General features: G+C 68.9%; 11 protein-coding genes. 7 read left to right on the forward strand and 4 right to left on the reverse strand.

The annotated features are described in order from the left end of the window. Positions 1–90: 90 nt before the first annotated feature. Both BI335_RS17200 and BI335_RS17205 read left to right on the forward strand, forming a co-directional pair. Positions 91–1,476, forward strand: a complete 1,386-nt coding sequence (locus BI335_RS17200) for an ATP-binding protein (RefSeq protein WP_094359924.1) — start codon at positions 91–93, stop codon at positions 1,474–1,476. Then, positions 1,473–2,213, forward strand: coding sequence for a response regulator (locus tag BI335_RS17205; RefSeq protein ID WP_094400552.1), 741 nt, complete (start codon positions 1,473–1,475; stop codon positions 2,211–2,213). The genes BI335_RS17200 and BI335_RS17205 overlap by 4 nt, the downstream gene beginning before the upstream one ends. 24 nt (positions 2,214–2,237) lie before the next feature. On the opposite strand, the gene BI335_RS17210 is transcribed toward BI335_RS17205, so the two are convergent. From BI335_RS17210 to BI335_RS17225, 4 genes are all read right to left on the reverse strand, one after another. Continuing rightward, on the reverse strand, positions 2,238–3,494 hold the full coding sequence (locus BI335_RS17210; protein ID WP_094432487.1) for a hypothetical protein: 1,257 nt from the start codon (positions 3,492–3,494) through the stop codon (positions 2,238–2,240). Beyond that, positions 3,491–4,702, reverse strand: a complete 1,212-nt coding sequence (locus tag BI335_RS17215; protein WP_094432489.1) for a hypothetical protein — start codon at positions 4,700–4,702, stop codon at positions 3,491–3,493. The genes BI335_RS17210 and BI335_RS17215 overlap by 4 nt, the downstream gene beginning before the upstream one ends. 105 nt (positions 4,703–4,807) lie before the next feature. Further along, positions 4,808–5,080: a GlsB/YeaQ/YmgE family stress response membrane protein gene (locus BI335_RS17220; RefSeq protein ID WP_094359932.1), complete on the reverse strand. Its 273-nt coding sequence runs from the start codon at positions 5,078–5,080 to the stop codon at positions 4,808–4,810. A gap of 72 nt (positions 5,081–5,152) precedes the next feature. Then, positions 5,153–6,388: a phospholipase D-like domain-containing protein gene (locus BI335_RS17225; protein ID WP_094359934.1), complete on the reverse strand. Its 1,236-nt coding sequence runs from the start codon at positions 6,386–6,388 to the stop codon at positions 5,153–5,155. Positions 6,389–6,466: 78 nt separating this feature from the next. Between BI335_RS17225 and BI335_RS17230 the strand changes: the two genes are divergently transcribed. The 5 genes from BI335_RS17230 to pcrA all read left to right on the forward strand — a co-directional run bounded on the left by BI335_RS17230 (position 6,467) and on the right by pcrA (position 12,654). Beyond that, positions 6,467–7,051, forward strand: a complete 585-nt coding sequence (locus tag BI335_RS17230) for a TetR/AcrR family transcriptional regulator (protein ID WP_094359936.1) — start codon at positions 6,467–6,469, stop codon at positions 7,049–7,051. A 96-nt stretch (positions 7,052–7,147) separates the two neighbouring features. Next, positions 7,148–8,380 carry an MFS transporter gene (locus BI335_RS17235; protein WP_094432492.1) on the forward strand — a complete coding sequence of 411 codons (1,233 nt, stop codon included), beginning with the start codon at positions 7,148–7,150 and terminating at the stop codon, positions 8,378–8,380. Beyond that, positions 8,373–9,152, forward strand: coding sequence for a cyclase family protein (locus BI335_RS17240; RefSeq protein WP_094432494.1), 780 nt, complete (start codon positions 8,373–8,375; stop codon positions 9,150–9,152). Before BI335_RS17235 ends, BI335_RS17240 begins: the two co-directional genes overlap by 8 nt. Then, positions 9,152–10,099 (forward strand): fumarylacetoacetate hydrolase family protein, encoded by a 948-nt coding sequence (locus BI335_RS17245; protein ID WP_094432498.1) that lies wholly within the window; start codon positions 9,152–9,154, stop codon positions 10,097–10,099. Before BI335_RS17240 ends, BI335_RS17245 begins: the two co-directional genes overlap by 1 nt. A 68-nt stretch (positions 10,100–10,167) precedes the next feature. Next, positions 10,168–12,654, forward strand: a complete 2,487-nt coding sequence (gene pcrA / locus BI335_RS17250; RefSeq protein ID WP_094432500.1) for a DNA helicase PcrA — start codon at positions 10,168–10,170, stop codon at positions 12,652–12,654. Positions 12,655–12,659: the final 5 nt, after the last annotated feature.

A 12,659-nucleotide genomic window follows, 5' to 3' on the forward strand; every position in this document is an offset into this window, starting at 1 on the left:
GGGGATCACCCCCAAAAGGCTCGGACTCAGGGCCGGGTCGGGGGAGTCCCGGTTGGCAGGGGGCGGTACGCGTGTGAGGCTGGATGCATCATGGCCACAGAACCGTCCGACACCGTCCCCGGCGGCCGGGACAAGCTCCCCGAGCCGACCGTGCCGGTGTCCACCGACGGCTCCTCGACCAGGCCCGGTGAGCACCCGGCCGACGGTTCGACGGCGCTGCTGCCCACCGAGGACAAGGGCCGTCGCCGCGCCACCCGGGTCGCCGACGGTGCCTGGCTGGGCGGGGTCTGCACCGGACTCGCCGCCCACCTCGGCTGGCCGGTGATGGTGATCCGGATCGGATTCGTGGCGCTCACCCTGCTGCAGTTCATCGGGGCCGTGGTCTATGCGGTGCTCTGGCTGACGATGCCGCCGGCGCCGACCGAGGAGAAGGCACCCGGTCTCGAATCGGCCAGTCGCAGCAACATGCGCCCCGGCAAGCGCCGGCACGGTGCCGATGTGGGGGCCGTGGTCGCGCTCGGCCTCTTCGGTACCGGGTTGCTCTGGTTGGTCCAGGGCAGCGGACTGGGCGTCTCGCAGAAGATCTTCTGGCCACTGGCCTTCGCCGGCGCCGGTGTCGCGCTGGTCTGGCGGACCGCCGACAACCCCGCCGACACCGACGGCAAGGACTGGCGTCGGGAGACCGAGGGCCGGGTCTGGCTGGCTCCGCTGGTCGCCCGCGGCCGGTTGCTCTCCCTGGCCCGGATCATCTTCGGGATGGCGCTGGTCGGCGCCGCGGTCGGCATGGTGATCGCCTCCCAGGCCGGGCTGGCGGAGATTCCGCGGATCCTCGGTATGGCGGGGTTGGCGCTCGCCGGTATCGGGCTGGTGATCGCACCCTGGGCGTACCGCTCCCGGATCGCCCTGCAGACCGCCCGCGAGGAGAAGGTCCGCGCCGACGCCCGCGCCGACATGGCGGCGCACCTGCACGACTCGGTGCTGCAGACCCTGGCGCTGATCCAGAAGCGCGCCGACGAACCCAAGACCGTCGCCACCCTGGCCCGCAAGCAGGAACGCGAACTGCGCACCTGGCTCTATGGCGACGAGATCCGCGAGCAGACCCTGAAGGCGGGGCTGGCCGCGGCCGCCGCCGAGATCGAGGACGAGCGCGGGGTGCCGATCGAGGTCGTCTGCGTCGGCGATCTCGACCTCGACGAGCGGATGGAGGCGTTGCTGCGCGCCACCCGCGAGGCGATGATGAATGCGGCCAAGCATTCCGGTGCGGCGCGCATCGATGTGTACGCCGAGGTGGACGATGAGTTCGTGGAGATCTTCGTCCGCGACCGGGGGCGTGGCTTCGACATCAACGCCATCGGGGATGATCGGATGGGCGTGAAGGGCAGCATCATCGGGCGGATGGAACGGCACGGCGGCAAGGCGCGGATCCGTTCCTCGGCCGAGGATGGCACCGAAGTGAAACTGGAGATGAGTAGATGACCGAGCAGACCGGACCCGAAGCAGACCAGCCCTCCGGGTTGGGCAGCGGCAACACCAGCGCCTCGCCCACCCCGACCGGTACCGACTCGGGGTCGACCCAGGGCCTGCGGGTCGTGATCGTCGATGACCACGCGATGTTCCGCGCCGGGGTGAAGCACGAGATCGGCAGCGCAGTGACCGTCGTCGGCGAGGGCGAGGACGTGCCCACCGCGGTGAAGGCGATCACCGAGACCAGACCCGATGTGGTGCTGCTCGATGTCCACCTGCCCGGCGGCGGTGGTGCCGAGGTGATCAAGCAGGTGCATGCCGTCGACTCGGACCAGAAGTTCCTGGCGCTCTCGGTCTCCGATGCCGCCGAGGACGTGATCGGCGTGATCCGCGCTGGCGCCCGCGGCTATGTGACCAAATCGATCAGCGCCGATGAACTGATCGACGCGATCCGCCGCGTCGCCGATGGGGACGCGGTCTTCTCGCCGCGGCTGGCCGGGTTCGTGCTGGACGCCTTCTCCGGTTCGATCGACATCGCCTCGGTCGATGAGGATCTGGACCGGCTCTCCCAGCGCGAGCGCGAGGTGCTGCGGCTGATCGCCCGCGGGTACGCCTACAAGGAGATCGCCCGGGAGCTGTTCATCTCGATCAAGACCGTCGAGACCCACGTCTCCTCGGTGCTGCGCAAGCTCCAGCTCTCGAACCGGCACCAGCTCACCCGCTGGGCCACCGACCGCCGGCTCGTCTGAGCCGACCGTCGGGCCGCGGGCTGCTCACGACCGCGGCGCGTCCAGCAACTCGGCGATGGTGACGGCCTCCGGCAGCGTCCAGGTCGCTGCCTCGTCGGTGAGCAACTCCTGCCACGACGGGGCGCCGTCGACCGCGCGGGCCCGATCCGCGCGGACCTGCAGCGCCAGCATCCCGATCCGGAGCAGCACCGGCAGGTTGAGATGCCTGATGGCGAAAGCGGTTTCGCCACCCACCGCCGCGGCGGCGGTCCGGGAGACGCTGACCGCGCCAGCGGCGGCATGTGCGGCCAGGAGCATCTCGGTACGCCGGGCCACGCCGGCAGCGCTGAGACGTGCGTTCCCGGTGCTGCGGTACCCCGACAGCTGCGCATGGGTGCGGACGATCACCTCGGTCGCGACCATCCCGAGACCAGGGGTGAGGGCACCCGAGCGCAGGTTCAGACCGTCACCGGGCTTCGTACCGGCATATGCGGCGTGGGCGAACTTCCGCAGTTCGCGGTCGGGCAGTTCGTAGAGCAACGACCAGCCCGGAAGCGGGAGCCCCATCGGAGTGACGAAGTCGGCGGCCCAGTGCTTGAGCAGCAGGGCGATCGCGAGGTGCGGATCGGGAGCCCGGGCGAACGGTGCCCCGCTGCGGGTGGTCGACACCCGCTCGATCATCCGCTGACCGTCCTCCCACCAGGTCCCCTCGAACGTACCGGTTCGGACCTGCTGCAGGGCGGCGAAGAAGCGGCCGATGTCGTGGCCTGGGGAGCGCAGCCGGTGGGCGGGACCGCCGAACTTCGGGCCGGTGGAGTCGATCGACAGGCGCGCCGCGTCCCTCTCCCAACCGCGCAGCAACTCGCTCGTCTTCAACCAGGACAGGCCCTGCAACACGGCCGTGTCGACCTGCGAATCGAAGATCGTCGCGACCGCGCCGAGCGTTCCAGCGAGGCCCACCACCAGGAGATCGGTGCGCTCCCACGGGATCCGCTGGGCCGTCCGCCAGCCGTCCAACTGGCTCAGCGCGCCAGGGTCGAGCAGGTCCGCGAGCTGGGTTTCACTCCACCCCTCGGCCACCCGCCGTTGCCGATGGTGGTCGGTGAGTTCGGCATGGTCGAGCCCACCCGGGGTGTTCGCGATGCGCTCCAGCACCGTCTGGTCCACCGGTTCGCCCGCGAGAGCCGCATCGGCCAATGACTCGATGTCGGTCAGATCGCGGGACAGTGCGTCCAGATTGGTCACGAGGTCATCGTCGACCGGGGAATCTCGCTCGCTGCGATCCTCCCCAGGTCGGGTCATGCCGCCTTCTCCAGGTCGTCCGCCAACCCGGTGACGCCCTTGGCCAGGGTCTCGAAGGTTTCTTTCTCACCCTCCAGCTCGTCCAACTCCGCGAGCAGTTCCTTGACCGCATCGTTGTCGGGACCGGTGACCCGCTGCTTGAGCCGGTCGGTCGCGGCCCGCAACCGGGTGACCCGAGCCTCGGTGTCCAACCGCAGCGCGCGTTCGGCCTCCAGTTCGGCCTGCGTGCTCGCCAACTCCGCCCGCAACCCGTCGATCCGCGCGGCCAGCGTTGCAACAGTTCGGCCGAGGGTGGTCACCCGTTCCCGGAGGCTGACGATGACCGCCTTGGCCGCCTCCTCGTTGCCGTCCACATCCCGCAGCACCAGCTGGGTCACGACATGCAGCTCGATGGCGTCGGCCGCCACTCGAGCCGCGGTGAAACCAGCGAGCCGGCCGCCCAGGGTTGCGGCACCGATACCGGCGGCTCCGCCGACACCGGTGATCAGGGCGGCCCCGCCGGCCATCCCCAGACCCCCGGCGGCGATCGAACCGCCGCCGAGTGCGGCCATCCCGGCCGAGGTGGCGACCGCTCCCGAATAACCGAGAACCAGAGTTCCGTACGCTCCCGCTATGGCTGGTGCCGCCAACCCACCGGTCAGTACTCCGAGACCCAGACCGGCCCCGGCCAGGATGGCGTACCTCGTCCAGCGGCGGGATCGGGCAGTCAGCGACCGGGAAAGTTTCTTGCGGGCGTCCCGATAGGCCCTGTCGACCGCGTCCAGATCCTCCGGGTGCAGCTGATCCAGCGCGCGGTGAGCCTCGGCAAGTGTGTCGGCGCGGGCCGACTTGTCCCACTTGCCCTCGATCCACGGCTCGAAACCGTAGAGGTCGATCAGCAGCAGGAGCGCTCGGGAGCGCTTCCCCACGACCGCGGAGATCTCGGGGCCGGAGTTCTCCAGTTCTTCCAGATCCGGTGGCCCGTCGGCCGGGACGATCCGGCGTACCCGCTCGGCCACAACCGGGGATGACCACTCGGTGCCGGTGCGTGCGGCGAGTGCGGACACCGCGGCGGTCCGGAACGCGTCTCGGACTTCGCGCTTCGCCAGCAGGTGCCGAGTCTTCGACGCGGCGATATCGCGCTGCATCATCCGGTATTCCCAGGCGGTGAGTACGAAATCCTCGTCCGCGGAGAGTTCGAGCTTCTTCTGGATCTGCGCACCGTCCACGCGCCTGACGCTAGCGCCAAACAGCGGTCGGTGGGTGGGAACGGGAATGCGAAAAGGGGCCCGACTCCCGCAGGAGTCAGGCCCTTTTCCGGGTCGGGGGACCGATCAGGCAGCGGTTCCACGCCGCTTGGTGACCAGCCCGTAGATGATCAGGATGATGAGCGCGCCGATGATGGAGGTGATCAGGCCCTGCCAGGAGAAGACACTGGAGTAGCTGACCCCGAACAGGGCGCCGCCAATGAAGCCACCCAACAGGGCACCGACGATGCCCAGGATCATGGTGACGACGATGCCGCCACCCTGCTTGCCCGGCAGGATCGCCTTGGCGATTGCGCCACCGAGGAGTCCGATAACGATGTAAGCGATGATGGTACCCATGTCTCAAATGGTACCCAATGTCGATCTGGACATACGGAGACCACGCGGTGGCCACTGCCCTCAAAAATATGGTCAGAAGAGCGGACCGAGGGGTTTCAGCAGGGCCTCGGAGAACTTCACCATCAGCGGCCGGCGCACCCATTCCTCGAGCGTCAGTTCGCGGCAGTTGGTGAGGTCCAGTTCGAACACCTCGGCCATCTTGGAGTTCATGTCGGCGTCGGTCACCTCGAGGTTGACCTCGTAGTTGCCGATCAACGACAGGTTGTCCAGGTTCGCGGTGCCGACGGTCGACCAGGCGTCATCGATCAGGGCGGTCTTCGCGTGCACCATCGCACCCTGGTAGAGGAACAGGCGTACCCCTCCGGACAGCAGCGCGCGGTAGTAGCCCCGGCTGATCCAGTCGGCGACGATGTGGTTGGAGCGTTCGGGCACGATGATCCGGACATCGACCCCCCGCCGGGCCGCCTCCGTGAGCGCATGCACCATGTCCTCGTCCGGGATCAGGTACGCGTGGGTCATCCAGATCCGCTCGGTCGCCCGGTCGATCGCCTCCAGATACATGTAGCGGATCGGATAGACCAGCTGCCGCGGCACATTGCGGTGCACCTTGATCGGCGAATACCAGGAGCGGGGCGCGATGGACTCCAGCTCGTGACGGTTCCGGCCGACCACCAGATTCCAGTAGTCGACGAAGGCGTTCTCCAGCTCACCGACCGCCTCACCGGTGACCCGGCAGTGGGTGTCGCGCCAGTCGGTGGCGTAGAGCGAGCCGATGTTGTAGCCCCCGATGAAACCGACCTTGGCGTCCACGATCAGCAGCTTGCGGTGATTGCGGCCGGTGTTGCGCGGATGCAGGAAGTCCCAGGTGGGGAAGACCAGCGGGTGCTTCAGCACATGCACCCGGTCGCCGCCGAACCGGTAGAACCGCCGCGGCACGACCAGGTTCGCGAACTCGTCGACCACCACATAGACCTCGACACCGCGCTGCGCCGCGCGCAGCAGTGCCCGACGGAACTCGCGGCCGGTGCGGTCACCCTTGAAGATGAACGACTCGAGGTAGATGTGGTCCTGGGCCGAGTCGATCGCGGCCAGCATGTCGGTGTAGAGGTCCTGGCCGTAGGTGTAGACGGTCAGCTTCGAACCGCCCGCGGTGACCGGTACCGGTGCCGACTTGGGGAAGACCACGGGCTTGCGATCCCGCTTGCGGTGGTTGTCGATCAGCAGCAGCACCAGCATGGTGCCGATCTGTGCTCCGAAGAAGCCGAGAATCGCGCGGCGCGTCCACTGCCTGATTCCCCGCCACCACATGGCACCAATGTATAGGGCGCGACAACGGTGCGGTGGGGGAGCGGGCGACGCCGGCCGGAATGTGGTTACGCTGCTCCGGTGACGGAGGCGAGCAGCAGGCGCGAGGCGATCCTGGCGGCTGCCGAGCGGGTCTTCGCCGAGGTGGGCTACGACGCCGCGACGATGCGCACCATCGCCCGCGAGGCCGGTGTGGGCCTCACCCTGGTCGTCTATCACTTCGAGACCAAGCTGAACCTCTACCGCGAGGTGTTCCTGGCCCACCAGGGCACCAATACCGAACGCCGCCGTCGGGTGAACGCGGTCGACCCGGCCGCCCCGGACGCCGTCGAGCAGATCGTCGACGCCTTCTTGACCATCACCGACCTGAGCACCCCGGTGTACGCCCGGCTGGTGGCCCGGGAGGCGGCCGACCCCTCGGCGGCCGCGCGGGGGATCATCAAGGAGCTCTTCGATCCGATGGCGGTGGACTTCATCACCCAGCTGGAGCGCGCGCTGCCGGACAAACCGGCCGGCTTCCACGCCTGGGCGTACCTGTTCTGCGTCGGCGCGCTGACCGCCACCGCGGCCGACGAACGGGCCCGCGAACTGATGCCGGCCGACCGGCTCGGTGACCATCGGGCATGCCTGCGGGCGTACCTGATCGCCGCCCTGCGGCACGGCTGACCAGCTGTCGATTTTCTCATCGGGGACTTCTTGCCACCCGAGACTGTACGCACGTACAGTCAGGCAAGCCGTTCCGGTATCGAAAGGACGAACCCGATGAAGCGTTCGACCAACCGGTGGGTGATCCTGTTCGGATCGTTCATCGTCTATCTGTTCGACGCGATGGAGATCGTGATCCTCTCCTTCGCACTGCCCGCGGTGCGCCAGGAGTTCGGCGCGACCGCCGTCCAGGCCGGCATGCTGGCCACCGCCACCCTGATCGGGATCGGGGTCAGCGCCCTGGTGATGGGCTGGCTGGCCGATGTCTGGGGCCGCCGGAAGACCCTGATCCTCTGCCTGGCCCTGTTCGGGGTCTTCACCGCGCTGCTGGCGATCGCGCCCAGCCTGCTGGTGATGGGGATGCTGCGGTTCCTGTCCGGGCTCGGCCTGGGTGGTGTCTGGGGGATCGTCTCCGCGCTGGTGGTGGAGAGCTGGCCGCCGCAGTCACGGGCGAAGGCGGTGTCCTTCGTGCTCTCCTCCTTCCCGGTCGGTGCGGCGACCGCCTCGGTGGCCGCCGGCATCTTCCTGCCCGACTGGCGGTTGATGTTCCTGGTCACCGGTGTCAGCGTGCTGCTGCCGCTGGCGATCGTGGTGTTCCTGTTCTCCGAGTCGACCGAATGGCTGCGCACCCGCGACGAGTTGCGCGCGGCCGGTGGGCGGACGAAGGTGCCGCTGGCCCGGATCTTCGAGCGCGGGTACGCCCGGGTCACCGTCCTCGCCTCGATCGTCGCCTCGCTGGCGTTCATCGCCTACTACGGCGCCTCGACCTGGCTGCCCAGTTATCTGATCAACGAACGCGGCCTGTCCAGCCGCACGGTCGGGGTGTTCATGACCGTGCTCAACCTCGGCATGTTCCTCGGCTACTTCGCCTTCGGCTGGCTCGCCGACCGGATCGGCAAGCGGAACGCGCTGGTGCTGTCGTTCTTCGGCACCGGGGTGCTGATGCCGCTCTACGGGCTGGCCACCAACCAGACCATGCTGCTCTGGCTGGGGCCGGCGTACGCCTTCTTCATGACCTTCTCCGGCTTGTTCGGCTCCTATCTCGGCGAGGTCTATCCCACCGAGTTCCGGACCACCGGAGCCAACTTCTGCTTCAACGTCGGCCGCGGTGTCTCCGCGTTCGCCCCGGTCGCGATCGGCTCCTTCGCCGCCAGCCAGGGCCTCTCGTCCGGACTGATCCTCAGCGGTGGCCTGTTCCTGGCCGCCGGTGTGGTGATGATCTTCCTGCCCCGTACCGAACGGGCCGCCCGCGTCCACACCGCCCCCAGCGCCGAGGAGAGCCATGCGTGAGTTCGTCGACCTGTCCGTCCCGCTGATGAGCGGGATCCGCTCCGATCCGCCCGGTCACGAACCGGAGATCGCCTACCTCGATCATCAGCAGACCGCCGATGACATGCTGCAGTTCTTCCCCGGGGCGACCCGCGAGGACCTGCCGGACGGGGAGGGCTGGGCGATCGAGCGGATCCAGCTGACCACCCACAACGGCACCCATCTGGACGCGCCCTACCACTACGCCTCCACGATGGACGGCGGCAAGCGGGCGATCACCATCGACGAGGTGCCGCTGGAATGGTGCTTCGGGCCCGGCGTGAAGCTGGACTTCCGGCATTTCGACGACGGCTACGTGGTCACCGCCGCCGACGTGGCCGCCGAGCTGGATCGGATCGGACACCAGCTCGTACCCGGCGACATCGTGCTGGTGAACACCTCCGCCGGCGAGCGCTACGGCGAGGATGACTACGTCTCGAAGGGCTGCGGGATGGGCCGGGAGGCCACCCTGTATCTGCTGGAGCGTGGGGTGCACGTCACCGGCACCGACGCCTGGAGCTGGGACGCCCCGTTCGTCTACACCGCCCAGCGGTACGCCGCCGAGCACGACCCGTCGATCATCTGGGAGGGCCACCGGGCCGGCCGGGAGCACGGCTACTGCCACATCGAAAAGCTGCACAACCTCGAGTCGCTGCCGGCCGACGGATTCCTGGTCTCCTGTTTCCCGGTGAAGATCCACCGGGCCTCGGCCGGCTGGGCCCGGGTGGTCGCGATCTTCGAGGGGGAGCGCTGATGCGGGTCTTCCGGATCGACCACGGTGGTGGCGCGCGGGTCGGGGTCGCCGATGCTGCCGACGCGGCGGAGGGGGAACTGCTGGCGGCCGGCAGCGACCCGCTCCGGGTGCTCACCGACCGGGCGTACGCCGAGGCCCACCGGAGCGGGGAACGGGTGCCGCTGACCGGGCCGCTGCTGCCCCCGGTGGCGGCGACCTGCGTGCGGGACTTCATCACCTTCGAGCAGCACACCGCCGGCTCGTTGAAGAGCGTCACCGGTGCGGCCGAGGTGCCGCCGATCTGGTACCAGATCCCGGGCTTCTACTTCACCAATCCGCACGCGATCATCGGCAGCGGTGCCGAGGTGCCGATGCCACCGGGGTCGGAGCTGCTCGACTTCGAGTGCGAGGTGGGCATCGTGATCGGCCGCGACGGCTACAACCTCTCGGTCGAGCAGGCCGCCGAACACATCGCCGGGTTGACGATCTTCAACGACTGGTCGGCCCGCGACCTGCAGCGCCGGGAGATGCAGCTCGGTCTCGGGCCGGCCAAGGGCAAGGACACCGCGACCACCCTCGGCCCGGTGCTGGTCTCGGTCGACGAGCTCGCCGATGCCGCGGCGGATGGCTTCTGGGATCTGCGGATGACCGCGCGGGTGAACGGCACCGAGATCGGTGGCGACAGCCTGGCGAACATGGCCTGGAGCTTCGCCGAGCTGATCGCGTACGCCTCCCGCGGGACTTGGGTGCGCCGCGGTGACGTGATCGGCTCGGGCACCTGCGGTGGCGGCTGCCTGGCCGAGCTGTGGGGCTGGCGGGGGACGACCGATCCGCCGCCGCTGGCGGTCGGCGATGTGGTCGAGCTGAGCGTGGAGGGGATCGGCACGATCAGCAACCGGGTCGTCGCCGGCCCGGAGTCGCATCCGATACCCGAGGCTCGCCGCCGGTCCTGGTCGGCGCCGAGTTGAGCGGCACCGGCTGATCCGCGGGTTGGATGCCGGTGCTGTCGGCTCGGGCACGTAGGCTGCCGGGTGAGATGAACGCGTCCGAGATCGAGTCCCTGTTCCCGCAGCTACCGGCTGATCCACAGCAGCAGTCCGAGGCCCCCGCGTCGGTCGCCGAGGGCGGTGAGAAGCGCCGCCGAGGCGTACCCAGGGCCGAGCGTGAGGCCACCCTGCTGGAGGGGCTGAACGAGCCCCAACGGGCCGCTGTGCTGCACACCGGCGCCCCGGTGCTGGTGGTCGCCGGCGCCGGCTCCGGCAAGACCCGGGTGCTGACCCGCCGGATCGCGTACCTGGTCTCGATCCGCGACGTCCATCCCGGCTCGATCCTGGCGATCACCTTCACCAACAAGGCCGCCGCCGAGATGCGGCACCGGGTCAGCGAGATCGTCGGCAACCGGGCCAAGCTGATGTGGGTCTCCACCTTCCACTCGGCCTGCGTCCGGATCCTGCGCGCCGAGATCGGCCGCTTCGGCTACCAGCGGCAGTTCTCGATCTACGACGACACCGACGCCAAGCGGCTGGTGCAGCTGGTCTGCAACGACCTGGAGCTCGATCCCAAGCGGTTCCCGGTGCGGACGGTGATGAACTGGATCTCCGACTGCAAGAACGATCTGGTCGACTTCGAATCCACCGCCTCCCGGGTGAACACCGTCGACGACCAGTCGATGGCCGAGGCGTACGCCGAGTACCAGCGCCGGCTGAAGGCCGCCAACGCCGTCGACTTCGACGACCTGATCATGCTCACGGTGCATCTGCTGCAGGCCTTTCCGGAGGTACGCGAGCAGTACCGGCGGCGCTTTCGGCACGTGCTGGTCGATGAGTACCAGGACACCAACCATGCCCAGTACGCCCTGATCCGCGAGCTCTGCGGGGAGTCCGCCGGGTTCGAGATCGAGGGCCAGGAGGGCCACGAGATCGACCCGCCGGAGCTGATGGTGGTCGGCGACTCCGACCAGTCCATCTACGCCTTCCGCGGTGCCACGATCCGCAACATCCTGGACTTCGAGATCGATTTCCCCGGTGCCGAGACGATCCTGCTGGAGCAGAACTACCGCTCCACCCAGACCGTGCTCAGCGCCGCCAACGCGGTGATCTCGCACAACCCGAACCGGCCGGCGAAGAACCTGTGGTCCGAGGCCGGCGACGGCGATCGGATCGTCGGCTACGTCGCCGACAGTGAGCACGACGAGGCCACCTTCATCGCCTCCGAGATCGACAAGCTCGCCGACGCCGGCGTCTCCCGCTACGGCGACACCGCGGTGTTCTACCGCACCAACAACCAGTCCCGGGCACTGGAGGAGGTGTTCATCCGCGTCGGCCTGCCCTACCGGGTCGTCGGCGGCGTACGTTTCTATGAGCGCAAGGAGATCCGTGATGCGATCTCCTATCTGCGGGCGATCGCGAACCGCGCCGACGACGTGTCGGTACGCCGGATCCTGAACGTGCCGAAGCGGGGCATCGGGGACCGGGCCGAGGCGACCATCGAGGCCCTCGCGCAGCGCGAGCGGATCCCGTTCGCCGACGCCCTGCGGCGCTACGACGAGACGCCGCTGGCGACCCGCTCGGCCAACCAGATCGCGAGCTTCGTCGAGCTGATGGACGAGCACGAGAAGCTGGTCGCCGAGGGCCGGCCCGCCAACGAGGTGCTCGCCTCGATCCTGGAACGCTCCGGCTATCTGGCCGAGCTGCAGGCCTCGGAGGACCCACAGGCCGAAACCCGGTTGGAGAACCTGGCCGAGCTGCTGTCGGTGGCCGAGGAGTTCGTCCGCAGCGCCGCCACCGTCGACCTGGCGCCGGAGACCGGGGCCGCCGACCGCGGCGACGAACTGCTCGGGGCGCCCGAACCGGACCCGTCGCTGCCGGCCTTCCTGGAGCGGATCGCGCTGGTCGCCGACTCCGACCAGATCCCCGACTCACCCGATGCCGAGCATGCCGGCACGGTCACCCTGATGACCCTGCACACCGCGAAGGGGCTGGAGTTCGACACCGTCTTCCTGACCGGTGTCGAGGACGGGGTGTTCCCGCACCAGCGCGCCCTCGGCGACAGCAAGGAGCTGGAGGAGGAACGCCGGCTCGCCTACGTCGGCATCACCCGGGCCCGCAAGCGGCTCCACCTCTCCCGGGCGATGACGCGGACCGTCTGGGGCGCGCCCCAGCAGAATCCGCCGAGTCGATTCCTGGAGGAGATTCCCGCACACCTGCTCGACTGGCGCCGGCTGCCGTCGGCGGTGACCAGCTGGCGGAACACCTCGGCCACCTCGCAGTGGCAGGGGCGCCGTCGGGACCGGGCCGGTTCCGGTGCCTCGGTGGGCGGTTTCGCGCAGCGGGTGGAGTCCACCCGCCGGCCCAAGGAGGTCGGCAACTTCGCGGTCGGCGACAAGGTGCTGCACGACAGCTTCGGGCTGGGCACGGTGATCGCCAGCACCGGCAGCGGCGATGGGGTACGCATCGATGTCGACTTCGGCTCGGCCGGGTTGAAGCGGTTGGCGCCACGGTTCGCCCCGCTCGAGAAGCTCTGACCCGG

The sequence above is a fragment of the Enemella evansiae genome (assembly GCF_002250705.1).
Classification (GTDB): domain Bacteria; phylum Actinomycetota; class Actinomycetes; order Propionibacteriales; family Propionibacteriaceae; genus Enemella; species Enemella evansiae.

Excerpts from the sequence above, each read along its gene's own strand:
- BI335_RS17235 (WP_094432492.1), top strand. The coding sequence starts at position 7,148 with ATGAAGCGTTCGACCAACCGGTGGGTGATCCTGTTCGGATCGTTCATC.
- BI335_RS17200 (WP_094359924.1), top strand. The coding sequence starts at position 91 with ATGGCCACAGAACCGTCCGACACCGTCCCCGGCGGCCGGGACAAGCTC.
- BI335_RS17205 (WP_094400552.1), top strand. The coding sequence starts at position 1,473 with ATGACCGAGCAGACCGGACCCGAAGCAGACCAGCCCTCCGGGTTGGGC.
- BI335_RS17210 (WP_094432487.1), bottom strand. The coding sequence starts at position 3,494 with ATGACCCGACCTGGGGAGGATCGCAGCGAGCGAGATTCCCCGGTCGAC.
- BI335_RS17240 (WP_094432494.1), top strand. The coding sequence starts at position 8,373 with ATGCGTGAGTTCGTCGACCTGTCCGTCCCGCTGATGAGCGGGATCCGC.
- BI335_RS17245 (WP_094432498.1), top strand. The coding sequence starts at position 9,152 with ATGCGGGTCTTCCGGATCGACCACGGTGGTGGCGCGCGGGTCGGGGTC.
- pcrA (WP_094432500.1), top strand. The coding sequence starts at position 10,168 with ATGAACGCGTCCGAGATCGAGTCCCTGTTCCCGCAGCTACCGGCTGAT.
- BI335_RS17225 (WP_094359934.1), bottom strand. The coding sequence starts at position 6,388 with ATGTGGTGGCGGGGAATCAGGCAGTGGACGCGCCGCGCGATTCTCGGC.
- BI335_RS17220 (WP_094359932.1), bottom strand. The coding sequence starts at position 5,080 with ATGGGTACCATCATCGCTTACATCGTTATCGGACTCCTCGGTGGCGCA.